This window comes from Streptomyces sp. SLBN-118, from assembly GCF_006715635.1.
GTDB lineage: Bacteria > Actinomycetota > Actinomycetes > Streptomycetales > Streptomycetaceae > Streptomyces.
Genome location: NZ_VFNP01000002.1, coordinates 3,681,317 through 3,707,966, shown reverse-complemented (window position 1 = coordinate 3,707,966; position 26,650 = coordinate 3,681,317). Strand labels below are relative to the sequence as shown.

15 protein-coding genes and 3 rRNA genes are annotated in these 26,650 nt (G+C 68.0%); 8 read left to right on the top strand and 10 right to left on the bottom strand.

Annotated elements, in window-relative coordinates; genetic code table 11:
• The first annotated feature begins 36 nt into the window (after positions 1 to 36).
• Positions 37 to 2,169, top strand: coding sequence for an asparagine synthase-related protein (locus FBY35_RS35455; protein ID WP_142217975.1), 2,133 nt, complete (start codon positions 37 to 39; stop codon positions 2,167 to 2,169).
• Positions 2,170 to 2,700: 531 nt separating this feature from the next.
• On the opposite strand, the gene FBY35_RS35450 is transcribed toward FBY35_RS35455, so the two are convergent.
• Both FBY35_RS35450 and FBY35_RS35445 read right to left on the bottom strand, forming a co-directional pair.
• Positions 2,701 to 4,707 carry a sigma-70 family RNA polymerase sigma factor gene (locus FBY35_RS35450; RefSeq protein WP_142217974.1) on the bottom strand — a complete coding sequence of 669 codons (2,007 nt, stop codon included), beginning with the start codon at positions 4,705 to 4,707 and terminating at the stop codon, positions 2,701 to 2,703.
• A gap of 201 nt (positions 4,708 to 4,908) precedes the next feature.
• On the bottom strand, positions 4,909 to 5,667 hold the full coding sequence (locus FBY35_RS35445; protein ID WP_142217973.1) for a TetR/AcrR family transcriptional regulator: 759 nt from the start codon (positions 5,665 to 5,667) through the stop codon (positions 4,909 to 4,911).
• 326 nt (positions 5,668 to 5,993) lie between these two features.
• Here FBY35_RS35445 and FBY35_RS35440 point away from each other — a divergent pair, with 326 nt between their 5' ends.
• Complete coding sequence (locus tag FBY35_RS35440; protein WP_142217972.1) at positions 5,994 to 7,505, top strand: NAD(P)/FAD-dependent oxidoreductase; 1,512 nt, start codon at positions 5,994 to 5,996, stop codon at positions 7,503 to 7,505.
• Positions 7,506 to 7,612: 107 nt separating this feature from the next.
• Positions 7,613 to 9,262, top strand: coding sequence for a SpoIIE family protein phosphatase (locus FBY35_RS35435; RefSeq protein WP_142217971.1), 1,650 nt, complete (start codon positions 7,613 to 7,615; stop codon positions 9,260 to 9,262).
• Here FBY35_RS35435 and FBY35_RS35430 read toward each other — a convergent pair.
• Entirely contained in the window at positions 9,259 to 10,533 is a 1,275-nt protein-coding gene (locus FBY35_RS35430; protein ID WP_142218347.1) for an MFS transporter, read from the bottom strand. The two genes, FBY35_RS35435 and FBY35_RS35430, sit on opposite strands and share 4 nt — an antisense overlap.
• Positions 10,534 to 10,705: 172 nt before the next feature.
• Between FBY35_RS35430 and FBY35_RS35425 the strand changes: the two genes are divergently transcribed.
• The 5 genes from FBY35_RS35425 to FBY35_RS35400 all read left to right on the top strand — a co-directional run bounded on the left by FBY35_RS35425 (position 10,706) and on the right by FBY35_RS35400 (position 17,766).
• On the top strand, positions 10,706 to 11,284 hold the full coding sequence (locus FBY35_RS35425) for a MarR family winged helix-turn-helix transcriptional regulator (protein ID WP_142217970.1): 579 nt from the start codon (positions 10,706 to 10,708) through the stop codon (positions 11,282 to 11,284).
• 650 nt (positions 11,285 to 11,934) lie between these two features.
• Positions 11,935 to 13,460 (top strand): 16S ribosomal RNA (locus FBY35_RS35415).
• A 298-nt stretch (positions 13,461 to 13,758) separates the two neighbouring features.
• Positions 13,759 to 16,882, top strand: a 23S ribosomal RNA gene (locus tag FBY35_RS35410).
• A 92-nt stretch (positions 16,883 to 16,974) separates the two neighbouring features.
• A 5S ribosomal RNA gene (gene rrf / locus FBY35_RS35405) occupies positions 16,975 to 17,091 on the top strand.
• Together the 16S, 23S and 5S rRNA genes form the textbook arrangement of a ribosomal RNA operon.
• A gap of 126 nt (positions 17,092 to 17,217) precedes the next feature.
• Positions 17,218 to 17,766 carry a GNAT family N-acetyltransferase gene (locus FBY35_RS35400; RefSeq protein ID WP_142217969.1) on the top strand — a complete coding sequence of 183 codons (549 nt, stop codon included), beginning with the start codon at positions 17,218 to 17,220 and terminating at the stop codon, positions 17,764 to 17,766.
• A 16-nt stretch (positions 17,767 to 17,782) separates the two neighbouring features.
• Here the strand turns inward: FBY35_RS35400 and FBY35_RS35395 are convergent, their stop codons facing one another.
• The 7 genes from FBY35_RS35395 to FBY35_RS35365 all read right to left on the bottom strand — a co-directional run bounded on the left by FBY35_RS35395 (position 17,783) and on the right by FBY35_RS35365 (position 26,578).
• A complete protein-coding gene (locus FBY35_RS35395) occupies positions 17,783 to 19,507 on the bottom strand; it encodes a type IV secretory system conjugative DNA transfer family protein (RefSeq protein WP_186357136.1) in 1,725 nt (574 codons plus the stop codon).
• A 1-nt stretch (position 19,508) separates the two neighbouring features.
• The gene (locus FBY35_RS35390) at positions 19,509 to 20,921 is read right to left on the bottom strand and encodes an ATP-binding protein (RefSeq protein WP_142217968.1); all 1,413 of its coding nucleotides are present in this window, start codon (positions 20,919 to 20,921) and stop codon (positions 19,509 to 19,511) included.
• A gap of 17 nt (positions 20,922 to 20,938) precedes the next feature.
• The gene (locus FBY35_RS35385; protein WP_142217967.1) at positions 20,939 to 22,498 is read right to left on the bottom strand and encodes an SCO6880 family protein; all 1,560 of its coding nucleotides are present in this window, start codon (positions 22,496 to 22,498) and stop codon (positions 20,939 to 20,941) included.
• On the bottom strand, positions 22,495 to 23,832 hold the full coding sequence (locus tag FBY35_RS35380; RefSeq protein WP_142217966.1) for a hypothetical protein: 1,338 nt from the start codon (positions 23,830 to 23,832) through the stop codon (positions 22,495 to 22,497). Before FBY35_RS35380 ends, FBY35_RS35385 begins: the two co-directional genes overlap by 4 nt.
• Positions 23,822 to 24,679 carry a hypothetical protein gene (locus FBY35_RS35375; RefSeq protein ID WP_142217965.1) on the bottom strand — a complete coding sequence of 286 codons (858 nt, stop codon included), beginning with the start codon at positions 24,677 to 24,679 and terminating at the stop codon, positions 23,822 to 23,824. The genes FBY35_RS35380 and FBY35_RS35375 overlap by 11 nt, the downstream gene beginning before the upstream one ends.
• 173 nt (positions 24,680 to 24,852) lie before the next feature.
• Positions 24,853 to 25,161, bottom strand: a complete 309-nt coding sequence (locus tag FBY35_RS35370; RefSeq protein WP_142217964.1) for a hypothetical protein — start codon at positions 25,159 to 25,161, stop codon at positions 24,853 to 24,855.
• A gap of 349 nt (positions 25,162 to 25,510) precedes the next feature.
• Entirely contained in the window at positions 25,511 to 26,578 is a 1,068-nt protein-coding gene (locus tag FBY35_RS35365; protein WP_260848924.1) for a YhcG family protein, read from the bottom strand.
• Between the last annotated feature and the right edge of the window lie 72 nt (positions 26,579 to 26,650).

The window sequence follows — 26,650 nt, the reverse complement described above, 5'->3', positions numbered from 1 at the left end:
CCGGGTCTGAGTTCGTCCACGGCCTGTGGAGGCGCAATGCGGTGGTTGGTGGGCTGGAGCAGTATCGCCGCAAACTTCGGCACGGCCGGCGTCGTCGGGGCGTCCGACGAGGGCCGCAACGTCCACCCGGTCGGCTCCCAACTCCTGTGGGGAGATCCGGATCCGCTCTGGGCGGTCGGCGACTGGCGCCCCGACGAGGTGCGTGTCGTCACCGTCGACGCTTCCCCTCGCTCCGCCGGGGGAACCCCCATCACCAAACTGGCCGTCCTGGGCTGCTGTGCGGCCAGTGACGAGGAGCTGAAGGTCGGTCTGTTCGCCGCGCGTGGCGGCGCGTTGCGGCATCTGACCGCGTGGGCGGGCAGCTATACGGCCGTCGTACAGGTCGGCCGCCGGATCACGATCGTCGGCGATCTCGCCGGGGCGAGACCTGTCTTCTACACGCCATGGGCCAACGGCACCGCGTACGCGACCGCCGCCCTGCCGCTCGCCGACCTCATCGAAGCGCAGCTGGACATCGGGCACTTGGCGGCACTGCTGGCCTGCCCGGAGACGCCGGAGGCGCTGCGCGACTCGACTCCGTACGTCGGTGTGAAGCGCATCCCCGCAGGGCACGCGCTGATCCTGCGCGAGGGCTCGCGCGAGATCACCGGATACGAGCCGGTGGCCTCGCTGGCCGTCGCCGGACCGCAGATCGAGGCGGAACGCGCGGTCGAGGGGGTGCGGGACGCGCTGGTCGACGCCGTACGGGCCAGGCTCACCGCTCCCCGGCACGCGCCCGAGACCCTGCCGCCGGACCCCGGGCCCGTCCCCGGGATGGGCCCGGCGGCCCGGCGCGCCGCCCGCGGGGGCCCGGCACCCGGCATCGGCGCCGACCTCTCCGGCGGGAGTGCGTCCGGCACGCTCGCGCTGCTGGCGGCGGGGCTGCCGGGGGTCCCGGGGACGGTGCTCGGCCATGGCACGGGCGCGGGGGAACGGCTGCTCGCGGTCACCTTCAACGACCTGGCGACGGGCGGTCGCGAGGTGGACCACGCGGCCGAGTTGGAGCGGGCGCGGGCGATCGCCGCGAATCCCCGGCTGCACCATGTGGTGGTCGCTGCGGGCGAGGAGTCCCTGCCGTACGCGGACCTCGACGGGCCGCTGACCGACGAGCCCGCGCCGTCCCTTGTCGTCGCGGAACGTCACCGCAACCGGCTGGCGGCGGGCAGCGCGGACCACTTCACCGGCGCGGGGGCGCGGCAGGTACTGGACGCGCATCCGGCGCGCCTCGCGGATCTGCTGCTCGACCGGCGCCGTCGCCATCTGATGCGGCCGGTCGCGGCGCTGACGCGGGCCGAAGGGCCCTCGCCCCAGGCCCTGTTCACCCCGTTGACGGTGTACCGGGCGGCACGGCGGCTGGCCCGTACGCCCTACCGCACGGGCCTGGAGCTGGCGGCGGACCACCTGCTGGCGGCGAACCGCCCCTCCGGCCGTGCCCACCCCGGCCCCCTGGGCGCCTCGCTCGCCGCCCTGACCTGGTCCCGGCCGGGTCCCGCGGCGCGCTGGCTCACCGGTGAGGCGCTCGCTGAAGTATCGGTTCGCCTGACGGAGGCGGCGACACGGCCTGTGTCCGTGCAACGGCCCGGCGAGGCCCGTGCGCGGGCGGCGCTCACCCGCCATGCGTCGGACCAGCGAATCCTCGAACAGGCCGCGGAAATCCGCAGCCAGCGCCTGCACGCCCCCTTTCTGGACAACCAGGTCGTACGGGCCTGTCGCGACCTGCCCGAATCCCTGCGGGTCCGGCCGGGGGCCCGCGCGGAAATCCTCCGCCGGGTCCTGGCGGGCGCGGGCATCCACGACCTGCCCCCGGGCTGGGGTGCGACGACCCACACGACCTCGACGACGGCGGCCCGCACCGGTCTGCGGGCCTCGCTCCCGCACCTGATCGCCCTGTTCGACGCACCGCTGCTGGCGGACGCGGGCCTGGTGGAGGCCCGGGTGATCCGCAAGGCGCTCCGGGCGGCCTCGGAGGGCGAACCGGTCCCGCTGGACGGCCTGGCGGACCTGATCTCTACGGAGCTGTGGCTACGGAGGCTGCTCTCGCGGCGGGGCACGTGCTGGACGGGCACGGCGGCGCCGAGGCAGAGGGCGGTGGCGGGGGGAGTCCCACCGAGGCGGACGCTGCAGGCGTAGCGGGGGCGGGGGTGGCCGGTGCCGCGGGGGTGGCGGGTTCGGGCTGCGGGGGTGGCCGGTGCCGCGGGGGTGGCGGGTTCGGGGTGCGGGGTGCGGTCGCGGGGTTGCCCGGTGCCGCGTCGGGCGTTTGGGGTCCCGCTCCCGGGTGGAGCCGGGACTGCATGATTACGGCGCGCCTCTGGTCTGCCGCAGGGCGCTGGCGTCCCCGCGCCACAAATCACGCTCTACGTCCCGACTCCACCCGCTCCGCGTCCCCCTTGCGGGGTGACGCTCGTCGGTCCCCCCGCGCCGCGGGGCGCAGGGGGCGAGGGCGCCAGCCCCGATGTCCTTCCTGGGGGAACAAGGCGTCTGCGGGGCGAAGCCGGCGCCTCGGGTTCGGGGGCGTCAGCCCCATGTACCCCGCGTCTCTGGGGATTGGGTGCTGGGGACGCAAACCCCCAGTTGGGCGTACCTCCCGCAGCCGCCAGGCCGTAGGGGGGAGGGCGACCCCACCACCCGAGGTCCGGGGCAAAGCGCCGGGTCGGGAGTTCGTCAGGCGCAGCTGATCTGCGACGCGGCCCAGTCGCCGAGCGCCACCGATCCGAGGCCCATATGCGGCTCCACGACCAGCCGGATCGTCTTCAGCCCGGTGAGCGACACATGCACCGGCACAGCGGGCTCTCCGCCGCGGATCACCGGCGAGCGCCACAGCCGCCCCCCGTCGCCGTACACGGAGAAGCGCACCGCGCCCAGGCCCAGCGTCAGATCGTCGACGCCGACGGACGCGTCGAAGGCGGCGCACCGGCGGTTGAGGTCGACCCTCACGGACGACGTGGAGTGCACGGTCACCCCGTGTGCGTACCGCGTGCCGTCGATCGACATGCCCGAGCGCTGCCAGAGCCAGCTGCTCGCGCCGAGGCGCACCTCGGGTCCCGTGTGGTCGCCGAACACGCCGTACTCGAGCCGGTTGAGCTGGTAGATCTTCGGGGCGGGGGCGGGGGCGGGGGCGGGGGCGGGGGCGGGGGCGGGCGCCGGCGGCGGGGTCGGCGGGGTCGGCTTCGGGTTTGTCGGAGCGGGTTCGGGCGGGGCCGGCGGGAAGGGCGGCACCGGCTTGGGCGGTGGGGCCAGCGGCGTCGTCCTGGATGCCTGCGGCGGGGTGGGCTTCGGTGCGGACTCGTCCGGCGGCGGGGTCGGCTGCGCCGCGGGCGGCGCCTCAGGTTCGGGCTTCGGCGACGGTGTGGGTTTCTGCGGTACGACCGGCGCCGAGACGGCAGGCTCGGCCTCGGGCTTCGGCGCGGACTCGGGGTCGTCGCCCGAAATCGCCAACACCAGTCCCGTGGCCGCGGCGACCGCCAGCGCCGCCGCGATGGCGGCCTTCGCCGGGACACCCAGAGCCTCCGTCACCGCGCCGCCACCGGCGGCGCCCCCGGAAGCACCCGACGTGCTGCCTGCGGCCGCGGCGGCCGCGCCCGCCGCACCGGCGGCTCCGCCCGCCACGATCCCGACTGCTTTGAGGGAGTACCCGGCGGCGAACCAGCCGATGACCGCGACCGGCAGCAGCGCCGGAATCCCGGCGTTGACATGCGCCAGCTCACCTGCTGCGAGACGGCACTTGGCGCATTCCTCCAAGTGCTTGCGCAGACCGCGTTCGGCCCGCATCCGCAGGCCACCGCGGGCGTACGCGCCCAGCCGGTCGGCGTACCGGGCGCAGTCGCCGCCGGAGGTGAGCGCGGCACTCACATGGGCTTGCAGGTAGGCCTGTTTGAGGCCCTCGCGTGCCCGGCTTGCCAGGACCGCGGTGGCGTTGGCGGTCAGCCCGAACAGCGGCGCGACCTCGCTCGGCGACTCCTCCTCGACGGTGGTGTGCCAGAGCACGGCCTGCCAGCGCTCGGGCAGGGAGCGGAAGGCCCGCATCGCCAGCGACTGCTCCGCCTCGTGCATCGCCCGGACGTCGGCGCCCAGATCGAGAGTGCGGTCGTTCGCGGCGTCCGTGCTGCGGGCAGCCTCCGCGGCGAACACCGCGAAGTCATCTACCAGTTGCTCCCGCTTTGCCGTTTTCGCCCAGGCGGCTGCGACCCGACGCACCGTTGTGAGCAGATACGCCCGTACGGCCTGCTCGGGCCCCGAGCCTCCCCGCACCGCCTGCAGCGTCCGTGCGAACACCTCGGCGGTCAGGTCCTCGGCAGTGTGCGCGTCCCGGCAGCAGGTGCGCGCGTAGCGGCGGACGGAGTCCGAGTGGCGACGGAACAGCTCCTCGTAGGCGCTGTCGTCGCCGTTGCGCATGCGCCGGATCAACGTGGCGTCGGACGTGGGCTGTTCGCTCTGCGCCGGGAGGGCTTCTTGACCTGAGGCCTCGCGCTGTGGCGGCACGGCATGCTCGTCCCCACCACTCGAACCGGAGCCGCCAGAACCACTGGCACCGATCCCGGACGGACCGATGGAACCGGGCACGCCCGACGACCCGCCGGGTCCACCCTGGTTCGGCACCTGTCCCGAGGGCAGCCCGGCTGCCTCGCCGCACTTGCCGCCGAGTGACCCGTCCCGACCCTCACCGCTCATCGCGGAAGCCCCCGTAAGCACCAGCAGTCCCGAATACCGGGCCAGAGTGCCACAGCGCGGCCGCTCATCGAGCCCCTATGCACGGCAACCACCCATCCGGGGAGTCTTCCCGAAACCGAGCCCCATGAGTCACTCGTTCGGGAAGACTGAATCGGATCTTTCCGGAGGTCAGTTGGTGCCGCGGCTCAGGCAGGAGCGCGCTCAGGCGGAGCGGGGCCGCAGACCCTCCAGCAGGATGTCCAGGAGACGGGCCGAAGCCGCCGCCTGCTGTGCCGCATCCGGCAGCGAGGGCGCGGCCGTGGCTATCACGAGCAGCACGTCGGCGACGGTCACATCGCCGCGCAGCTCGCCCGCTCCGCGCGCCCGGTCGACCAGTTGCCCCACGACCTCGAGCAGTTCCGCCGCGCCCGTGTCGTCCTGTTCCTCCACCGGCACCGGACGCGGCCCGACCACCCGCAGCTCGGGCTGTGTGCCGATCCGCTGCTGCGGCACCCGTGCCTCGTCCCGTACGACAACCGCCGGCTCCTCGGACTCCACGCCCACCCGCAGTACCTGCGGCGGCAGCAGGCGTCCCGCGCCCGACGCCACCGACGTACGCAGGAAGCGGGAGAGTGCCGACCAGGGCTCCTCTTCCTGCCCCAGGGCCGTGCGCGCCTGCTCGGTCAGCCGGGAGGTCTCCTCCTCGGCGATCCGGCGCACCAGGACGTCCTTGCTCGGGAAGCGGCGGTACACCGTCCCGACGCCGACCCTGGCGCGACGCGCCACATCCTCCATCGGCGCGCCGTATCCCAGCTCGCCGAACACCTCGCGCGCGGCACGCAGTACATGCTCGAGATTGCGCTGCGCGTCCACACGCAGCGGTGCGGAGCGGCCCGCGCCGCCCGATCCCGCCCGTCCGTTCCCGTCAGCCGCCGAACCCGGCGCGACAGCAGCCTGCCAATGCGAATCCTGAATGGTCATACATGTTCCCCCGGTCATGATGTCTCCCCCCGGAGACCTCCCCGCCCTGTCTGCCGGCCGTGCCTAGTCCGGGCACCCCGACGAGGTACGAACATAGTTGAGCCAGGGTCAATTCAGAAGGGGGTAGTTCCGCACGGAGCGCCCCCCGATCGGAGCAAGGACCGGAAGGTTCCCTATTACGCCCCCTCGCGCCACCCCCCTCATATGCCCTGACCTGCGCACCTTCGCCGCCTCGCGGCACAGCTCCCACACAGGGCGGCGCGAAGCCTCCAGTCACACAATTTGCCGGGGCTGTGGACAAACGCTCGAGGCCGTTGCGTCATGGGATGGTGAAGGCCTCTAACTCCCGGGGGACGACCCCCAGCCCCGCACCGGGCACGCGCATTCTCGTCATCGGCGGTGGCTACGTCGGGATGTACACGGCACTGCGGCTCCAGCGGATGCTGAAACAGGAGCTCGTGCGGGGCGAGGTGGAGATCACCGTGATCACGCCCGATCCGTACATGACGTACCAGCCGTTCCTCCCGGAAGCGGCGGCCGGCTCCATCTCCCCCCGGCATGTCGTCGTCCCCCTGCGGCGCGTGCTCGACCTGTGCAAGATCGTCATCGGTGAGGCCAAGGCCGTCGACCACGCCAAACGCACGGCGACCGTCACCACCCTCGCGACCGCCGAAGAGCGCACCGGCGCCGTGGAGATCACGTACGACGAACTCGTCATCGCGCCCGGATCGATCTCCCGTGCCCTGCCCATCCCCGGTCTCGCCGACCACGGCATCGGCTTCAAGACCGTCGAAGAGGCGATCGGGCTGCGCAACCACGTCATCGAGCAGATGGACATCGCCTCCTCGACCCGGGATCCCGCGATCCGCGACGCCGCACTCACCTTCGTCTTCGTCGGCGGCGGCTTCGCGGGCGTCGAGGCGCTCGGCGAGCTGGAGGACATGGCCCGCTACACCGCGCGGTACTACCACAACGTCAAGGCCGACGACCTGAAGTGGATCCTCGTCGAGGCCAGCAACCGCATCCTTCCCGAGGTCGGCGAGGAGATGGGCAAGTACGCCGTCCGCGAGCTGCGTGCGCGCAATATCGACGTACGCCTCGAAACGCGTCTGGACTCCTGCGAGGACCGCATCGCCGTCCTCAGCGACGGCAGCCGCTTCCCCACCCGCACCGTCGTGTGGACCGCGGGCGTCAAGCCCGCGCCACTCCTGGCCGCCACGGATCTGCCCCTCAACGAACGAGGACGCCTCAAGTGCACCGCCCGGCTCACCGTCGTCGGCGTCGAACACGCCTGGGCGGCCGGTGACGCCGCCTCCGTCCCCGACATCACCGCTGGGGGTACCTCCCAGGCCGAAGGCTCTGGGGGAGAACCGGGCAAAGAATGCGCGCCCAACGCCCAGCACGCCGTGCGCCAGACCAAGGTCCTCGCCGAGAACATCGTGGCGTCGCTGCGCGGCGAACCCCTCAAGGAGTACGCCCACAAGTACGTCGGATCCGTAGCCTCGCTCGGCTTCCACGAGGGCGTCGCGCACATCTACGGTCGCAAGCTCAAGGGCTATCCGGCCTGGCTGATGCACCGCATGTACCACCTCAGCCGTGTGCCCACCTTCAACCGCAAGGCCCGTGTGCTCGCCGAGTGGACCCTGGCCGGGCTCTTCAAGCGCGAGATCGTCTCCCTCGGCTCGCTGGAGCACCCGCGCGCGGAATTCGAACTCGCCGCAGGCGGCAGCGGCAAACGCCCGGGACACGGCCCTCACACCCCGTCGAAGCCCGCGCCGCACAGCGGTCCCGACAGCGGACCGCGCACCCGGCCGGACGAGGGTCCCGGCAGGAAGTAGACAACGAGGACTGTCAGTCCGGTCGGTCACACTGGACGTGTGACCATAGGTGGGCTCACACCTGCACAGAGTGACCCTTGGCGACAACCATTGAGGCTAGAAAGTCAGTGAACTTCACGCGTTGGAGCGCAAGACTCCCCGGTACGCAGCGTCGCGCCGCAGCGCGGAGGTCCGATCACGGGATCTCCCCCGTCCAGCGAGGGGAAAGCTCCGTGCCCGCGGCCCGCGGCGAGTTTGAACAGCAGCCGGAGCTCCTGCCCGACGTCCCCGCGCTCGACGACTTCTCCGTACGGGAGATCCTCGGCCCTCTCCCCGCCCTGGTCGCTCTGCTTCATGGCCCCGAGCACCGCGTCGCGTATGTCAACGAGGCCTATGCCGCGGCCTTCGGCCCCCGCCGGGCGGGGACCGCGGCGGCCGACGCCTGCCCCGAGCTCGACGAGCTCGGCCTGCTGCCGCTGCTGGACCAGGTGCTGCGCAGCGGCAAGCCGCGCACGGTCAAGTCCCGCAAGGTGCGCGGCGGCGGCTCGTACACCGTCACCTGCCTGCCCGCCGAGAGCCCCGAGGAAGGCGGCGGTGTCCTCGTCTTCGCCGCCGACGTGACGGACCACGCGGAGGCCGCCGAGCGGCTGCGCGCCAGCGAGCGCCGACACCGCGAGACGGCCGTCACTCTCCAGCGTTCCCTGCTCCCACAGGAGTTGGAGCAGCCCGACGATCTGCGCATCGCCGCCACATATCAACCGGGCGGCACGGACGCCGCGGTCGGCGGCGACTGGTACGACGTCATCACCCTCGGCGCGGGACGCACCGCACTCGTCATCGGCGACGTCATGGGCCGCGGTGTCCGCGCGGCCGCGGTCATGGGGCAGCTCCGCACCGCCGTACGGGCCTATGCCCGCCTCGACCTGCCGCCCCACGAAGTGCTCCAGCTGCTCGACGGTCTCGCCTCCGAGATCGACGCCAGCCAGATCGCCACCTGTGTCTACGCCGTCCACGACCCGAGCGAGGGCCGGCTCGTCTACGCATCGGCGGGCCACCTCCCGGTCCTCGTACGCGACGCGGACGGCACGGTCCGCCGCGCCGAGGACCCGACGGGCCCCCCGCTCGGCACGGGCGGCTGGCTCCACACCTCGGGCACCATCGCCCTGCCGCCCGGCTCCAGCGCCGTTCTCTACACGGACGGCCTGATCGAGCGGCGCGGCGAGGACATCGACGAGGGCATGGCCGCGCTGGAGCGCGCGCTGTCCGGGGCGACCGGCGCCCCTCAGGTGGTCTGCGACCGGCTGATCCGCTCCCTGGGAGTCACCGCGGAACACGACGACGACGTGGCCGTCCTGGTCGTCCAGCACCCCACACGCACGGGCACGGCGGCGGAGCTCTTCCACAACGCCGCCCTCGAACTGCTCGGCGGCGTCGAAGCAGCGCCACGCGCGCGTGCCTTCGCTTCCGGGGTCCTGGCCTCCTGGCGCTTCTCGCCCGAACTGCACGACCTGGGTGTGCTGGCCGCCAGCGAACTGGTCGCCAACTCCCTCCAGCACGGCACCCCGCCCATGCGCCTCAGACTCCGCCGCACCGACCGCCGTCTGATCATCGAGGTCACGGACGGCGACGATCATCTTCCGCGACGCCGCCGCGCCGAAACGGAGGACGAGGCGGGCCGCGGGATTTCCATCGTCGCGACGATCGCCTCGTCCTGGGGGAGCCGCCGCACTCCGGGCGGCGGCAAAGCGGTGTGGTGCGAGTTCGCCCTGCCCGATTAGGCGGCGGCTTCGAGCTGCTCCGAAGGCATGTGCTGGGCCACGACCCGCGACCTCGACACAAGAGACGGCTTGTCCTGTACGGGGGTCAGCTGCCTGCCGAGCCGCAGCGCCAGCACGCTGATACCGAGCGAGAACAGCACGAAGGTCACGATGTACGGACCGTGCAGCGCGGCCCCCATGGGCCCACCCACGGCCGGGCCGACAGCCAGCGCGAGCTGCTTGACCAGGGCGAATGCGGAGTTGTACTGCCCGACCATCGCCTCCGGCGCCAGATCGGCGACAAGCGGCGCGACGGTCGGCGACAGCATCGCCTCGCCGAGCCCGAACATGCCGTACGCCGAGATGAACGCGGCCGTCGCCATCGCCTGGCTGCCGTGCCCGAGGCCCGCGTACCCCGCGGTCATCCACGCGACGGTCCAGATCAGCCCGACGGCCGCGATCACCCGGGTGCGGCTGCGGCGCTCGACGAACTTCAGCACGACGAACTGCGCGACCACGATCACCGCGGTGTTGGCGGCCAGCGCCGTGCCCAGGGTCGCGGGCTGGATTCCGGCGGCTTCGGTGCCGTACGCGGCAAGACCCGACTCGAACTGTCCGTAGCAGGCGAAGAAGAGGACGAAGCCGAGCACGCACAGCTGCACCATGGCCCGGTGCCCGAAGATCGCGCGCATCCCGCCCCTGGCCTTGGCCTCCGTGTTCGCCGGGCGCGGCTCTTGGAGCGCGAGGGAGCGCGGCAGCCGCACGGTCAGCACGATGCCCGCCAGTACCAGGAACATCACGGCCTCGATGCCGAACAGCAGGGTGAAGCTGCCCGGACGGCTCTCGTCGACGATGTGCCCGCCGATCAGCCCGCCGATGCCGAGCCCCAGGTTCTGCAGAAAGAACTGCATGGCGAACGCACGCGTACGGGTCGAGGCGTCGGAGCACCCGACGATCATCGTGGCGAGCGCGGGCTGCATCACGGCCGTACCGGCCCCGAGCAGCGCGGCGGACAGGACGACGGTCGGCACGCTCGCCGCCAGCCCCATGGACGCCGCCCCCACGGAGGCGAGCACCGCGGCCCCGACCAGCACGGGCAGCGGCCCGCGCCGGTCGATGACACGCCCGGTGAAGGGCAGGGCGACGAGCGCGGCCATCGCAAAGACCGCGAGGACGGCACCCGCCGTCGTCGCGCCCAGATCCCGCACCTGCGCCACATAGACGTAGAGATACGGAACGGTGAAGCCGAGTCCGAACGCGCTCAGCGCGTTCCCCGTCTGAATCCGGCGCATCGCAGCGCCCATCGCCCTGGTCACACTCACCCGCCTCGAGGTCTTGATCGTGAAGTCTGGTCGTCTTGGACTTGAAGGGCTGAAGCCTGAAGACTTCAATACTAAAGTTAGAACCTGAACAATACACATCGAAGGACTTCAAGGCCAACTCGACCGTGCGATACTTCAGCCCATGCCAACCGAGACCCCCGAGGTGCCCGGTCCCGAGGTCGGCCCCGCCCTCCGGGAGCCGAGCCTCGACGAACAGATCGCGGCCTATCAGCGCGAGTTCGGCGACCTGGACCCGCAGGTCGAGAAGGTCGTCTCGGCCCTGGGCCGCCTCAACCGCCGGATGAACGTCGCGTACGGCCGTCAGGTCGCCGACCTCGGCATCAGCAGCGCCGAGTGGGAAGTCCTCAAGACCCTGGTGCTCGCCGGCTCCCCCTACCGGATGGGCCCGAGCGAACTCGCCAAGCGGCTGGGCCTCACGCCGGCCGCGATGACCCACCGCATCGACCGCATGGCGGCCGAGGGCCTGGTCACGCGCGACCGCGACGAGAACAACCGGGTCCGCGTCATCGTGGAGCTGACGGACGACGGCCGTACGAAGTGGCAGCAGGCGATGCGCATGGCCACGGCCTTCGAAGGGGACCTCCTGCAGGACCTCGCCCCGGAGGAGCGGGGCGTGCTGGGCGAACTCCTGATCCGTGTCCTGCGGCGGGTGGAAGAGGCCCAGCCGGACGCCGGCGGCAGACTCACCGACCTGGACTAGAACGTCGGCCCGCGCCCTGAGGGCTGGAGTTGACACACCCTTCATCAGTCCGTAAGGTTCTTCGAGTTGTCACGGAGCCGGAACGGTTCTGCGACGGCCACTCCCGCCGCGCACGCGGCATCCCAACTCAGCACGATCTCCCAGCAGGGATGAATTTCGGCATGCCGAAATTCATTTCGAAGACTCGATTATGAGTCGTCTGAGAAATCAGCTAGAGTTTGGGCGTCGGAACGGCTCAACGGCCGGAAAGGCACCCCGAGTTCGACCGGGAATCAGGCCCGAAAGGATCTGGTAGAGTCGGAATCGCCGGAAAGCCGAAAGGCCGCAAAGCGAAGAACCCGCCGACGGGGAATCGGACACGAAAGAGTCTGATAGAGTCGGAAACGCAAGACCGAAGGGAAGCGCCCGGAGGAAAGCCCGTGAGGGTGAGTACGAAGGAAGCGTCCGTTCCTTGAGAACTCAACAGCGTGCCAAAAGTCAACGCCAGATTGACAACCCCGGCCCATTTCGGTGGGTTGGAGGTTCCTTTGAAAGTCCTGTCGGCCCTTGTGGCGGGCAGGCGAAAACACAGCGAGGACGCTGTGGACGACTGGTCTTATTCCGACTGGTTGTCCCGCTCTTGTGGTGTTGAACCCGATTACGGGTAAACATTCATGGAGAGTTTGATCCTGGCTCAGGACGAACGCTGGCGGCGTGCTTAACACATGCAAGTCGAACGATGAAGCCCTTCGGGGTGGATTAGTGGCGAACGGGTGAGTAACACGTGGGCAATCTGCCCTTCACTCTGGGACAAGCCCTGGAAACGGGGTCTAATACCGGATACCACCTCCCGAGGCATCTTGGGGGGTTGAAAGCTCCGGCGGTGAAGGATGAGCCCGCGGCCTATCAGCTTGTTGGTGGGGTGATGGCCTACCAAGGCGACGACGGGTAGCCGGCCTGAGAGGGCGACCGGCCACACTGGGACTGAGACACGGCCCAGACTCCTACGGGAGGCAGCAGTGGGGAATATTGCACAATGGGCGAAAGCCTGATGCAGCGACGCCGCGTGAGGGATGACGGCCTTCGGGTTGTAAACCTCTTTCAGCAGGGAAGAAGCGCAAGTGACGGTACCTGCAGAAGAAGCGCCGGCTAACTACGTGCCAGCAGCCGCGGTAATACGTAGGGCGCAAGCGTTGTCCGGAATTATTGGGCGTAAAGAGCTCGTAGGCGGCTTGTCACGTCGGATGTGAAAGCCCGGGGCTTAACCCCGGGTCTGCATTCGATACGGGCTAGCTAGAGTGTGGTAGGGGAGATCGGAATTCCTGGTGTAGCGGTGAAATGCGCAGATATCAGGAGGAACACCGGTGGCGAAGGCGGATCTCTGGGCCATTACTGACGCTGAGGAGCGAAAGCGTGGGGAGCGAACAGGATTAGATACCCTGGTAGTCCACGCCGTAAACGTTGGGAACTAGGTGTTGGCGACATTCCACGTCGTCGGTGCCGCAGCTAACGCATTAAGTTCCCCGCCTGGGGAGTACGGCCGCAAGGCTAAAACTCAAAGGAATTGACGGGGGCCCGCACAAGCAGCGGAGCATGTGGCTTAATTCGACGCAACGCGAAGAACCTTACCAAGGCTTGACATATACCGGAAAGCATCAGAGATGGTGCCCCCCTTGTGGTCGGTATACAGGTGGTGCATGGCTGTCGTCAGCTCGTGTCGTGAGATGTTGGGTTAAGTCCCGCAACGAGCGCAACCCTTGTTCTGTGTTGCCAGCATGCCCTTCGGGGTGATGGGGACTCACAGGAGACTGCCGGGGTCAACTCGGAGGAAGGTGGGGACGACGTCAAGTCATCATGCCCCTTATGTCTTGGGCTGCACACGTGCTACAATGGCCGGTACAAAGAGCTGCGATGCCGCGAGGCGGAGCGAATCTCAAAAAGCCGGTCTCAGTTCGGATTGGGGTCTGCAACTCGACCCCATGAAGTCGGAGTTGCTAGTAATCGCAGATCAGCATTGCTGCGGTGAATACGTTCCCGGGCCTTGTACACACCGCCCGTCACGTCACGAAAGTCGGTAACACCCGAAGCCGGTGGCCCAACCCCTTGTGGGAGGGAGCTGTCGAAGGTGGGACTGGCGATTGGGACGAAGTCGTAACAAGGTAGCCGTACCGGAAGGTGCGGCTGGATCACCTCCTTTCTAAGGAGCATCTAGGCCCTGTCACAGGGGTCCAGAGCCACTACGTCGGCAAATGTCCGACGGTGGTCAGCTCATGGGTGGAACGTTGACTATTCGGCACGGTTTCAGGGCTTCACTAGTACTGCTTCGGCGTGGAACGTGTGGTCAGGGGATCGTGCCGGGCGCGCTGTTGGGTGTCTGAGGGTGCGAGCGTGAGCTCGTCCTTCGGGATGCCGGCCCCGGTGAACTCGCCCTGTTGGGTGGGGTGGTGGGTGGCTGGTCGTTGCTTGAGAACTGCACAGTGGACGCGAGCATCTGTGGCCAAGTTTTTAAGGGCGCACGGTGGATGCCTTGGCACCAGGAACCGATGAAGGACGTGGGAGGCCACGATAGTCCCCGGGGAGCCGTCAACCAGGCTTTGATCCGGGGGTTTCCGAATGGGGAAACCCGGCAGTCGTCATGGGCTGTCACCCGCTGCTGAACACATAGGCAGTGTGGAGGGAACGAGGGGAAGTGAAACATCTCAGTACCCTCAGGAAGAGAAAACAACCGTGATTCCGGGAGTAGTGGCGAGCGAAACCGGATGAGGCCAAACCGTATGCGTGTGATACCCGGCAGGGGTTGCGCATACGGGGTTGTGGGATCTCTTTTTCATTGTCTGCCGGCGATGAGACGAGTCAGAAACCGTTGATGTAGGCGAAGGACATGCGAAAGGTCCGGCGTAGAGGGTAAGACCCCCGTAGCTGAAACGTCAGCGGCTCGTTTAAGAGACACCCAAGTAGCACGGGGCCCGAGAAATCCCGTGTGAATCTGGCGGGACCACCCGTTAAGCCTAAATATTCCCTGGTGACCGATAGCGGATAGTACCGTGAGGGAATGGTGAAAAGTACCGCGGGAGCGGAGTGAAATAGTACCTGAAACCGTGTGCCTACAAGCCGTGGGAGCGTCGCGTGCAGAGCTTGCTCTGTGCGTCGTGACTGCGTGCCTTTTGAAGAATGAGCCTGCGAGTTTGCGGTGTGTTGCGAGGTTAACCCGTGTGGGGAAGCCGTAGCGAAAGCGAGTCCGAACAGGGCGGTTTAGTAGCGCGCTCAAGACCCGAAGCGGAGTGATCTAGCCATGGGCAGGTTGAAGCGGAGGTAAGACTTCGTGGAGGACCGAACCCACCAGGGTTGAAAACCTGGGGGATGACCTGTGGTTAGGGGTGAAAGGCCAATCAAACTCCGTGATAGCTGGTTCTCCCCGAAATGCATTTAGGTGCAGCGTCGTGTGTTTCTTGCCGGAGGTAGAGCACTGGATAGGCGATGGGCCCTACCGGGTTACTGACCTTAGCCAAACTCCGAATGCCGGTAAGTGAGAGCGCGGCAGTGAGACTGTGGGGGATAAGCTCCATGGTCGAGAGGGAAACAGCCCAGAGCATCGACTAAGGCCCCTAAGCGTACGCTAAGTGGGAAAGGATGTGGAGTCGCAGAGACAACCAGGAGGTTGGCTTAGAAGCAGCCACCCTTGAAAGAGTGCGTAATAGCTCACTGGTCAAGTGATTCCGCGCCGACAATGTAGCGGGGCTCAAGCGTACCGCCGAAGTCGTGTCATTCACACATGATCCCCAACGGGAGTGTGGATGGGTAGGGGAGCGTCGTGTGCCGGGTGAAGCCGCCGCGTAAGCGAGTGGTGGACGGTTCACGAGTGAGAATGCAGGCATGAGTAGCGATACACACGTGAGAAACGTGTGCGCCGATTGACTAAGGGTTCCTGGGTCAAGCTGATCTGCCCAGGGTAAGTCGGGACCTAAGGCGAGGCCGACAGGCGTAGTCGATGGACAACCGGTTGATATTCCGGTACCCGCTTTGAAACGCCCAGTACTGAACCCTCTGATGCTAAGGCCGTGAAGCCGTCCTGGATCCTTCGGGTGAAGGGGAGTGGTGGAGCCGCCGGTCCAAGGTGGTAGTAGGTAAGCGATGGGGTGACGCAGGAAGGTAGTCCAGCCCGGGCGGTGGTTGTCCCGGGGTAAGGGTGTAGGCCGTGTGATAGGCAAATCCGTCACACATTGAGGCTGAGACCTGATGCCGAGCCGATTGTGGTGAAGTGGATGATCCTATGCTGTCGAGAAAAGCCTCTAGCGAGTTTCATGGCGGCCCGTACCCTAAACCGACTCAGGTGGTCAGGTAGAGAATACCGAGGCGTTCGGGTGAACTATGGTTAAGGAACTCGGCAAAATGCCCCCGTAACTTCGGGAGAAGGGGGGCCATCTTTGGTGATCGGACGTGCTCCGTGAGCTGGGGGTGGCCGCAGAGACCAGCGAGAAGCGACTGTTTACTAAAAACACAGGTCCGTGCGAAGCCGTAAGGCGATGTATACGGACTGACGCCTGCCCGGTGCTGGAACGTTAAGGGGACCGGTTAGTCACATTTCGGTGTGGCGAAGCTGAGAACTTAAGCGCCAGTAAACGGCGGTGGTAACTATAACCATCCTAAGGTAGCGAAATTCCTTGTCGGGTAAGTTCCGACCTGCACGAATGGCGTAACGACTTCTCGACTGTCTCAACCATAGGCCCGGTGAAATTGCACTACGAGTAAAGATGCTCGTTTCGCGCAGCAGGACGGAAAGACCCCGGGACCTTTACTACAGTTTGATATTGGTGTTCGGTTCGGCTTGTGTAGGATAGGTGGGAGACTGTGAAGCTTGGACGCCAGTTCAGGTGGAGTCGTCGTTGAAATACCACTCTGGTCGTGCTGGATGTCTAACCTGGGTCCGTGATCCGGATCAGGGACAGTGTCTGATGGGTAGTTTAACTGGGGCGGTTGCCTCCCAAAGGGTAACGGAGGCGCCCAAAGGTTCCCTCAGCCTGGTTGGCAATCAGGTGTTGAGTGTAAGTGCACAAGGGAGCTTGACTGTGAGACCGACGGGTCGAGCAGGGACGAAAGTCGGGACTAGTGATCCGGCGGTGGCTTGTGGAAGCGCCGTCGCTCAACGGATAAAAGGTACCCCGGGGATAACAGGCTGATCTTCCCCAAGAGTCCATATCGACGGGATGGTTTGGCACCTCGATGTCGGCTCGTCGCATCCTGGGGCTGGAGTCGGTCCCAAGGGTTGGGCTGTTCGCCCATTAAAGCGGTACGCGAGCTGGGTTTAGAACGTCGTGAGACAGTTCGGTCCCTATCCGCTGTGCGCGTAGGAGTCTTGAGAAGGGCTGTCCCTAGTACGAGAGGACCGGGACGGACGAACCTCTGGTGTGCCAGTTGTCCTGCCAAGGGCATGGCTGGTTGGCTACGTTCGGAAAGGATAACCGCTGAAAGCATCTAAGCGGGAAGCCTGCTTCGAGATGAGGACTCCCACCCCCTTTGAGGGGTTAAGGCTCCCAGTAGACGACTGGGTTGATAGGCCAGATGTGGAAGCCCCGCAAGGGGTGGAGCTGACTGGTACTAATAGGCCGAGGGCTTGTCCTCAGTTGCTCGCGTCCACTGTGTCAGTTCTGAAGTAAAGAACTGTCGAGTCCCCCCTGGCCGGGGGATTCCGGTGTCGGATATCTTCATAGTGTTTCGGTGGTCATTGCGTTAGGGAAACGCCCGGTTACATTCCGAACCCGGAAGCTAAGCCTTTCAGCGCCGATGGTACTGCAGGGGGGACCCTGTGGGAGAGTAGGACGCCGCCGAACAATCATTGTGGGAAAGCCCCGCACCTCCTGGTGCGGGGCTTTCCTGCTTTCACGGCCAATTCTCTCGCCGTCTCGCGCGGCGTAACCGCGTTGCTCGGCGGCGGGCGGCGCCGTCAGTATCGGGGGATGGACCATGTGATTCGCCCCGTACGCGCCGAGGAGTGGGCCAAGGCCCGAGAGCTGCGGCTGTCCGCCCTCCAGGACCCGGCCGCGCCCATCGCCTTCCTGGAGACGTACGAGCAGGCCGTCGAGCGGCCCGACGGATACTGGCAGAACCGGACGGCTACTGCTGCGGAAGGGGTCGTGGCGCGGCAGTTCATCGCCGAGGCACCGGACGGGCGGTGGGACGGGACGCTCACCGTGTTCGTCGAACGGCCGGCGAGCGAGGTGCGGTTCGGCGAGGCGGCGAAGACCGACCAGACGCATCTGGTGGGTGTGTTCGTACGGCCCGAGGCGCGGGCGGCAGGTGTGGCGGACGCATTGTTCCGGGCGGCCCTGGACTGGTCGTGGGCACTTGCCGGGCCGCCGGTGAAGCGGGTGCGGCTGTATGTGCACGAGCGCAATGAGCGGGCCAAGGCGTTCTACCTGCGGTTCGGATTTGTGGCGAGCGGGGACTCCGTGCCCGCGCCGGGTGATGGCACTGCACGGGAGCTGGAGCTGGAGATCCTGCGGTAGACGGCGCGGGCGGCGGCTACTGCGGGAGCGGCTCCGGCCAGCGGGCGCGGGCCTGTTCGGCGGAGCGGAGCAGGACCAGGGTCGGAAGTCCCTGGTCCTGACCGGTTGCCAGCAGCTCCGGAAGCCGGGGAAGCGGGGCCACCGCTGCGACGTCGTCGAGAACGAGCGTCATTGGTGGGTCGAGCCGACCGTCGGATGACCGTGCGGCCATGCGGCGGCCGTGCTCGACCACGTGTGAGGCAAGCGCGGTGAGCAGTGGCATCGCGCCAGGGTGGGTTTTGGGGTCCTCGATGGGCTCACCCACCAGATAAAGGGTGCCCGCTTCGTTTACGAATGATTCCAAGGCGAGCGAATCGGCCCGGTTCGTGGTGCACGCCTCGCGGATATGGATCGAGGATAGCGAGGAGAGGGCGCGGACGACCAACTGCTGGGCGATTTCCCGGCGTTCGGGGTGGGCGGTGAGCGCGGACTCCAGAAGGCCGGCGAGACCGGAGGTGGCCTTGGGGTGCGTACGAAGGATGCGTACGGCGTCATGGGCGCTGCCGCCCTGGGCCCAGCGGTGGAGCTGCTTGAACGGGCGACCGTCCACGGCCGCGGCGTGGAGCCAGCAGCGCAGGAGCGTTTCGGCGGTGTCGGCCATTGCCGCGTCGAGGAGGGCGCGGGGGCGTACCGGCGCGAGAAGGGCGGTGGCGCGTTCCTGTGCCGTGGCGGGGTCCTCGCAGTGCGCGGTCGGGGACCAGTGGAGGCGGGCGGGGGTGTCGCACAGGTGCCCGGGGTCGTAGACCAGGACGGGGCCGAGTTTGGCCCGGGCGTCTTTGGTCTCTGCCCAGACGGTGGGGTCGGAGGTGACGACGAGGGCGGGGCCCTGGGCGTCGAAGACGGCCTGGACGGTTGAGGGGCGGCGGGTGGCGGGGTCGCCGTAGAGGAGCCTGGCGGGGCGGGTGGTGCGGGGGGCGGGAACGCCGGTGCCTGCGGCCGCCCCTGTGGCGGTGGCAGGGGCAACGTCGGGGGCCTCCCTCCTTTGCTCCGCAAGGGGGTTGGGGCCCGCGGCTGCCGGGCTGCCCGCGCTGGATGCCCCGGAGCCGGGCTCCTGCGCGTTGCCTGAATTCGCGTCCGCGTCCGAGTCCTCGCCTGCGCGGAGAGTGCCCGACGGGGCGTGCGCGACGGGCTGTTGGGGGTTGCCTGCGTACGCGTCAGGGGCTGATCCCGCGCCTGCCGTTCCCGGGGCAGGGTTCGCCGCGCCGCCTGCCGTCTCCTGCTCCCACGCGGCTTCTGAGTATCTCGACTCCGGTCGGCCGCCGGGCCCCTGCGCGCTGCCGGCGTACGCGTCCCTCGTCTTGGACAGGTCGGCGGCTCTGGCCTGTCCACGTCCGGTCTCCTTCGACCGGCGGACCGTGCGCCAGCGGGCGAGCGTGCCGAGGGCGAAGATCGTGAGGACCACCAGGATCATCAGCTCGCCGATCGCGAGGCCCCAGAACAGGCCGTAGCCCGAGAGCTCCGGCGGCGGGGTCTCCGGCCACGCCGACGCGAGGTCGTGCGGCTTGGACGCCAGCGCGCGCATCGCGAGTGGCGTGTTGGTGAAGGTGACGCCCGCCGGCCACGCGCCGTGGGACAGGACGCCCGCCAGGCCCGTGGCCGTCCAGACCAGCAGTGTCAGGCCGAGCAGGAACGCGAGCAGGCCCACCAACAGGCCGTCCGGGATGCCTCGTTCCTCTTCGGGCCGTTGCCGCCGGTCGTGCATGTCATGCCACCGTCGGCTCGGAGGACTCGTCCAGTTGCTGCCGCTCGATCAGGGCCGCGCGCTGCTCCGCCTCCCATTCCGCGGCCGCCACGTCCTCGGGCAACGCGGGCCCCGACGACTCTGTCATCGCCCGGTCGGTGAAGACGATTGGTCGCTCCGCCTCCGTCACCAGGTGTTTGACCACCTGGACATTGCCGTTGACGTCCCAGACCGCGATACCCGGGGTCAGGGTCGGGATGATTTCCACGGCCCAGCGGGGAAGCCCCAGGACGCGTCCCGTCGCTCTCGCCTCGTCCGCCTTCTGGGCGTAGATCGTCCGTGTGGATGCCATCTTGAGGATGGCCGCCGCTTCCCTTGCGGCCGCGCCGTCCACGACGTCCGAGAGGTGGTGGACGACCGCCACGAACGACAGACCCAGGCGGCGGCCGAACTTCAGCAGCCGCTGGAAGAGCTGGGCCACGAACGGCGAGTTGATGATGTGCCAGGCCTCCTCGACCAGGAAGATCCGCTTCTTCCGGTCCGGACGGATCCATGTGTGTTCGAGCCACACCCCCACGATCGCCATCAGGATCGGCATCGCGATGGAGTTGCGGTCGATGTGGGAGAGGTCGAAGACGATCAGCGGCGCGTCCAGGTCGATGCCGACCGTCGTCGGGCCGTCGAACATGCCCCGCAGGTCACCGTCGACCAGCCGGTCCAGCACGAGCGCGACATCCAGGCCCCAGGCCCGTACGTCGTCCAGGTCGACGTTCATCGCCTCCGCCGACTCCGGCTCCGGGTGCCGCAGCTGGTCCACGATGTCGGTCAGCACGGGCTGCCGTTCGACGATCGTCTCGTTGACGTACGCGTGTGCCACCTTCAGCGCGAAGCCGGAGCGCTCGTCCAGGCCGTGCCCCATCGCGACTTCGATGATCGTCCGCAGGAGCGCCAGCTGGCCGGTCGTCGTGATCGCCGGGTCCAGCGGGTTGAGGCGGATGCCGCCGTCCAGCGCAGTCATCGGGTCGAGCCGGATGGGAGTTATCCCCAGCTCCTGGGCGATGAGATTCCACTCGCCCACCCCGTCCTCGCCCTGCGCGTCGAGCACGACCACCTGACGGTCGCGGAAGCGCAACTGCCGCAGGACGTACGTCTTCTCGAGCGCCGACTTGCCGTTTCCGGACTCGCCGAGGACCAGCCAGTGGGGGGCGGGTAGCTGCTGGCCGTACAGCTGGAAGGGGTCGTAGATATAGCCCTTTCCGCTGTACACCTCCCGGCCGATGATCACGCCGGAGTCGCCGAGACCCGGAGCAGCGGTGGGCAGGTACACGGCCTGCGCCTGGCCAGTCGACGTACGCACGGGCAGGCGGGTCGTCTCCACCTTTCCGAAGAGGAAGGAGGTGAAGGCATCCGTGAAGACGGACAGCGGATCTCGCATGGCGGACTGCCCTCTCGTCAGCGTCGGATGCCGGTCGCGAACGGCAAGGTGTTCACAAAGGCACGGTGGTGCTCGCGGTCGCACCACTCCAGCTTGAGATACGACTTGCCGGCCGATGCCCTGATCGTCCGCTTGTCGCGTGCCAGGGCCTCCGGCGACCGCGAAGACACTGTGATGTACCCGACAAGATTGACACCTGCCGCACCGCTGGCGAGATCTTCACCCCTCTGGTCGAGCCGTCCGTGCGCGGCGATGTCGCGCGGGTCGACGGTCCGGTTCATCTTGGCGGCGCGGCTCGCGTCCGCCTCGTCGTTGGTCTTCTCGGTGAGCATCCGCTCGATGGCGACCTCGGTGGGCTCCAGATCCATGCACACCGCGACCGTACGGATCACATCGGGGGTGTGCACCAGGAGCGGCGCCAGGAAGTTCACACCGACCGGGGTCATCGGCCACTCCTTCACCCAGGCGGTGGCGTGGCACCAGGGCGCGCGGGTGGAGGACTCGCGGGTCTTCGCCTGGAGGTAGGTGGGCTGCATGGCGTCGAGCTCGGCGGGCCAGGCGTTCCGTTTCGTCATCGCCTGGATGTGGTCGATGGGGTGGTCGGGGTCGTACATCGAGTGGACGAGTGAGGCGAGCCGCCCCTGGCCGAGCGGCTGGCGGACCCGGATGTCTGCCTCGGCGAGGCGGGCGCAGATGTCGGTCAGCTCGCGGGCCATGACGACGGCGAGACCGGCGTCCTTGTCGAGCTTGCGCGCCGTCGAACCGGTGGAATGCCGGGCGGCACGCGCCATGGCATGAGCCTCGGCGGCCAGTTCGCGGGAGTAGTGCATACAGGCGACGAGATACGCGCGGTGCTGCTCGCTCGACGTCGACACCATGGACTGGAGCTGGTCGTACGAATCACGCAGCCAGCCGGGCGACTGCTGGTCGCCGCGCTGGGCGACGTCCTTGGCGTGCGCGTCGGGGTCGGCGGGGAGGGTGCGGGCGAGCATCTGAAGGCGGGTCACGAAGCCGTCGCCGTTGGCCACATGCTTGAGCAGCGTGCCGAAACGGTCGACGAGGGCCTCCTGGTCCTCGCTGTCGCGCAGTCCGACGCCCGGGCCCTCGATCTCGATGGCGGCGGTGACGGTACGGCGGTCGGCGTGCAGCAGCACGGCGATCTCGTCGGGGCCGAAGGGGGCGGCGAGCCAGTTGATCCGGCCGATGCCGGGGGGCGGGCCGATCTCGATCTCACGGCCGTCGAGCCGGGTGCCCGCCTCGGCGGCGGAGGAACGGTAGAGGGTGCCCCGGCGCAGCGTGCGCTTGTAGCTGCGGTTGATCTCGAACCACTTGTAGAAGGTCCGGTGCTTGTACGGGACGTACACCGCGGCGAGAGCGATGAGCGGGAAGCCCATCAGCAGCACGATGCGCAGGGACAGGACGGGGACCAGCAGCCCGCTCATCATGCCGAGGAACGCGCCGGCGATGATCAGGGCGATCTCGCCGGTCTCGCGGTTCTTGCCGACGATCGCGTTCGGCCGGGCCCGGCCGATCAGATACGTACGGCGGGGCGTGACCGGATGGGACTGGGTCGTCAACGCCCTCCACCTCCTGTGTTCTTGCGGTTGCTGTGCGGGGTACCACTGGTCGGGCTGGTGCCGGGGCCGCTTCTACGGGGCGCCGGCGCGGCGGAGGGGACGGATCCGCCGCCACCTCCTCCGGAGGGCCGGCTGCTGTGGGCGGCGACGCCGCCGCTGACGGGGTTGGCGGGACGCGGGGCACTGTTGCCGCCGCCTCCGTCGCCGCCGTGCTGGTTGCCGCGGCTGCTGTGGGTCTTGATGCCCTGGGAGACAAGGGCGGCGGGGGAACTGATGACGGCGGCTGCGGCGTTCTCCGCGCCGCTCTGGAAGCGGTTGTTGCGGGAGGCGACGATCTCGTCACCGAAGCCGGGTACGAAGCGGTAGATCATCGCCGAGGCGAAGATGGCGAGCAGGATGATCGCCAGTCCGGAGACGACGGCGGAGAAGGAATCGGGGCCCTTGTCGGCGGAGAGGGCGCCCGCGAGTCCGAGGACGATCGCGATGACGGGCTTGACCAGAATGATCGCGATCATGATCCCGGCCCAGCGGCGGACGTGCCCCCACATGTTCTTGTCGACGAGCCCGGAGTAGACGACGACTCCGAGGAGCGCGCCGATGTAGAGCAGGACGGCGCGGATGAACAGTTCGAGGTAGAGAACACCCGCGGCGAGGATCGTGACGAGCGAGACGACGATCAGCATGATCGGCCCGCCGCCGATGTCGGTGCCCTTCTTGAGGGCGGTGGCGAAGTTCCCGAAGAACATGTCCGTCTGGCCGCTGGTACCGCCGGCGATGACCTCGGTGACGCCGTCGGTGGCGGAGACGAGGGTGTAGAGGATCAGCGGAGTGAAGGCGGAGGCGAGGACGGTGAGCCAGAGGAAGCCGATGGCTTCGGAGATGGCGGTGGTGAGGGGGACGCCGCGGATGGCGCGCTTGGCGACGGCGAGGAGCCACAGGACGAGGGTGAGGATGGTGGCGGCGGCGAAGACGATGGCGTACTGGGAGAGGAAGGCGGCGTTGGTGAAGTCGACGGTGGCGGTGGACTTCACGGCCTTGGAGAGGGTGTCGACGGTCCAGACGGCGGCGTCGGCGCAGCCGCGGGCGAGGGAGGCGAGGGGGTCGAGGGCGTCGGCGGGCTCGGGGCCGGAGCGGGCCCGGCCGCCGGCCTTCTCGCCGTCCTCGCAGTAGTCCCTGGCAAGGCCGACGATGAGGTCGCAGGGGTTGTTGCTCTTGCTGGGCGTCGGGGTGGGCGTCGGCGCCGCTGCGGCCTGGGACGCCAACAGGACTACGGCCGTCGGGAAGCTGGCCAGGGCCGTGAGCGCGATGGCACGGGGGTGCCGACTACCGGGCATAGGTGAAGCCTCCGTATCCGGCGACTGCGCCAGCGATCTCGTCTGCGGAGGAGGCACGATTGTCACCGTTGACCGGTGTCGGGCCTTCCTTTTGGCTCGACGACTCGATCTTCCAGTCGTTGCCGACCCACTTGAGCTTCTCGGTGATGGTGAACCAGGTTGCGGTCACGGGCTTGGTGGACGTGGGTCCAGCGAGCCCCACGAGCCCGGTGCACCAGACCTCGACGGTGGCCGTCTCACTGTTCTGCTCCGTCACCTTGGTTCCGACGGGGACCGTGCGGGATACGAACGTGAGCCCGGTGGGCGTGGTGCCGTCGGGATTCAGGCCGACGTTGGCGAGGAACCCCGGCGAGTAGGCCTTGTCCAAGTCGCTCAGGAGACCGCTGACGTCAGCTGGGTCATGGATCGACTGAACGATGTCGCGCCTGGAGGCGGCCTTGAACATACCGTCAGACCCCAGCGCCACCGCGTAATTCGCCGCCGCGCTCTGCGCCCCCTGCTCATCCTTCGCGTACCCCGACGGAATCCCACCGGCCTTCCCCTTCACCGGCTTCACCCCCGTCGCCGCCGTCGCCTCCGCTCCCGCCGTCGCCTCCGTGCCGTCGCCCGACGCGGCGTCATCGCCTCCGCCCCGGTTGGCGAACGCGATCGCCGCGATCAGCAGCACCACGACACCCACGACCGTGATCAGCGAGCGTGAACTCCGCACGGGTCTGCGCGCGCCGCCGTAGACATCCGTGTCGCCGCTGCCGGGGAGTCTGGTGCGGGTCTGGCCCGAGCCACCGAAGCTCGCGTCCGGGCGGCCCCCCGGCTCGCCGCCGTGGCCGTGCTCGTCGCCGAGGCTCATCTCGCGTACGCCCCCTCAACCGTTTGCAGTTCCGCGAAGTCCGACGTGTGGTCCGACACGTAGTACGACGGTAGTCGTGCTGCTTCCCGCGCGGGCGCGGTGTGGTGACTCGACATCAGGGAGACGCAACCTCGAAGGGTGGGCCGGGCACGCCCGGAGGGTCTGACGGGCGGTTAGACGGCCATCCCGTACACGATGGTGAACAAGGTCCCCAGTGACCCGATGATGAAGACGCCGGTCAGTCCGGCGACGATCAGGCCCTTGCCCTGCTCCGCGCTGAAAGTGTCACGCAGTGCCGTCGCGCCGATGCGCTGCTTCGCCGCGCCCCAGATCGCGATGCCGAGGCAGAGGAGGATGGCCACGGCCATCACGACCTCGATCATCACTCGAGCTTCGTTGCCCAGGCTCCCGAAAGGCCCCCAGTTCGGGGCGATTCCGCCGATGATGGTGGTGATGTCGCCCTTTTCGGCTGCCAGGATCATGTAACTCACCGCCCCTGTTGGGTTGTTCAGTGCCCTGCTCCGAGGCATGGGCCGTCGTTCTATCTTCGCTGATGAAACCGCCCGCGTATGCCGACTTGGCCCGTCTCTTTACCCGATCTCCGCACGTATGACCGAGTGAATGGCTCTGACCTGCGGTGGCGCGGCGTGCTTCGATGTCGGTATGGGCATCGTCACTCTGTGTATCACGGTGCGTGACTCCGGGCAATGACTGCCGTTGTCCCACCTTGGGGCAGTTTGGCAGGTCGCGAAACAGCGGTGTGGGCAGGGAGATGCCAGCGGGGGGCCGGCGACCGCCCTGAGGTGGGCGTAGCCGGCCCCGTGCCTGTGGTCAGCCTCCGCCTTCGTCGTCGAGGACTTCCTGCGCCACGCGGGCCAGATCCTCCTCACTGGGCATCAGTGCCTGAACCTGCGGGGGCAGAGTCGCGTAGCTGCTCACCGCGAGAGGGCGGTTGCTGCTCTGCAGTGCGATCCGGCAGGCGGCCCGGTTGCGGTCGGCACCGATCAGGATGCCGAGGGTCGCGTCGTCGCGGTCCGGATCCCGTACGAGCTGGTCCACCACGGTGACGTAGAAGCCGAGTTTGCCGATGTGCTCGGGGCGGGGGGCTTTGGTCTTGAGCTCGACGACGACGTAACGGTGCAGCTTCAAGTGGTAGAAGAGCAGGTCGATACGGAACTCCTCGCCCCCGATGACGACGGAGTACTGGCGGCCGACGAAGGCGAAGCCCACACCGAGCTCGGTGAGGAAGCTGACGATGTTGGCGACGAGCGCGTCTTCGAGTTCGCGTTCGCTGTGTTCCTTGTCGAGTCCGAGGAAGTCGAGCCGGTAGGGGTCCTTGGCGATGTCCCGGGCGACTGCTGCTCCATCGGGGAGCGTGGCCTCGAAGTTGGCGTCGGCTGCGCCTTCGGTGAGGTGCAGCTCCTGGAGGATATGGCGCTCCAGGGTGTCTCGGGACCAGCCTTGCTGGACGGCTCGCAGGGCGTAGAAGTCCAGTTCGGACCGGGTCTTGAGCTTGGTGACGAGGATGATGATGTGGCCCCACGGCAATTGTCCAACAGGCTGTTGGACAATTGGCTCAGGCCATGTCCGAGCCATCAGGTGCATGTACATGAGGTTGCTGCGGGAGAAGCCGCGCTGGTTGGGGAAGGTCGTTTTCAGGTCCGTGGCGAGGCGGGCGACGACTTTCGTGCCCCACCCCTCCTCCTTCTGACGGCGCAGGATGTGGTGGCCGATCTCCCAGTACATCTGGACCAGCTCGGTGTTGACGGCGCGCTGGGCGCGGGCGCGTGCGCGAGAGACCGTCGCCTTGACCTCGCCGAGCAGGTCTCCGTACCAGGACGGCAGGGGCTCGCCCTGTGCAGGGATGACGGCCTTTTCGGTGTTCTTGCTGTTCGACACGGCGCCGAGCCTTGTCCACGAGCGGCGACAGGTCGGGTGTATGACGATCATGTCTACCGAACGAGTGAATGG

Bases quoted from the DNA above. Each gene is read 5' to 3' on its own strand.
- FBY35_RS35440 (WP_142217972.1), top strand. From the start codon at position 5,994: ATGGTGAAGGCCTCTAACTCCCGGGGGACGACCCCCAGCCCCGCACCG.
- FBY35_RS35455 (WP_142217975.1), top strand. From the start codon at position 37: ATGCGGTGGTTGGTGGGCTGGAGCAGTATCGCCGCAAACTTCGGCACG.
- FBY35_RS35400 (WP_142217969.1), top strand. From the start codon at position 17,218: ATGGACCATGTGATTCGCCCCGTACGCGCCGAGGAGTGGGCCAAGGCC.
- FBY35_RS35390 (WP_142217968.1), bottom strand. From the start codon at position 20,921: ATGCGAGATCCGCTGTCCGTCTTCACGGATGCCTTCACCTCCTTCCTC.
- FBY35_RS35430 (WP_142218347.1), bottom strand. From the start codon at position 10,533: ATGCGCCGGATTCAGACGGGGAACGCGCTGAGCGCGTTCGGACTCGGC.
- FBY35_RS35380 (WP_142217966.1), bottom strand. From the start codon at position 23,832: ATGCCCGGTAGTCGGCACCCCCGTGCCATCGCGCTCACGGCCCTGGCC.
- FBY35_RS35370 (WP_142217964.1), bottom strand. From the start codon at position 25,161: ATGATCCTGGCAGCCGAAAAGGGCGACATCACCACCATCATCGGCGGA.
- FBY35_RS35375 (WP_142217965.1), bottom strand. From the start codon at position 24,679: ATGAGCCTCGGCGACGAGCACGGCCACGGCGGCGAGCCGGGGGGCCGC.
- FBY35_RS35445 (WP_142217973.1), bottom strand. From the start codon at position 5,667: ATGACCATTCAGGATTCGCATTGGCAGGCTGCTGTCGCGCCGGGTTCG.
- FBY35_RS35450 (WP_142217974.1), bottom strand. From the start codon at position 4,707: ATGAGCGGTGAGGGTCGGGACGGGTCACTCGGCGGCAAGTGCGGCGAG.
- FBY35_RS35395 (WP_186357136.1), bottom strand. From the start codon at position 19,507: ATGCACGACCGGCGGCAACGGCCCGAAGAGGAACGAGGCATCCCGGAC.
- FBY35_RS35425 (WP_142217970.1), top strand. From the start codon at position 10,706: ATGCCAACCGAGACCCCCGAGGTGCCCGGTCCCGAGGTCGGCCCCGCC.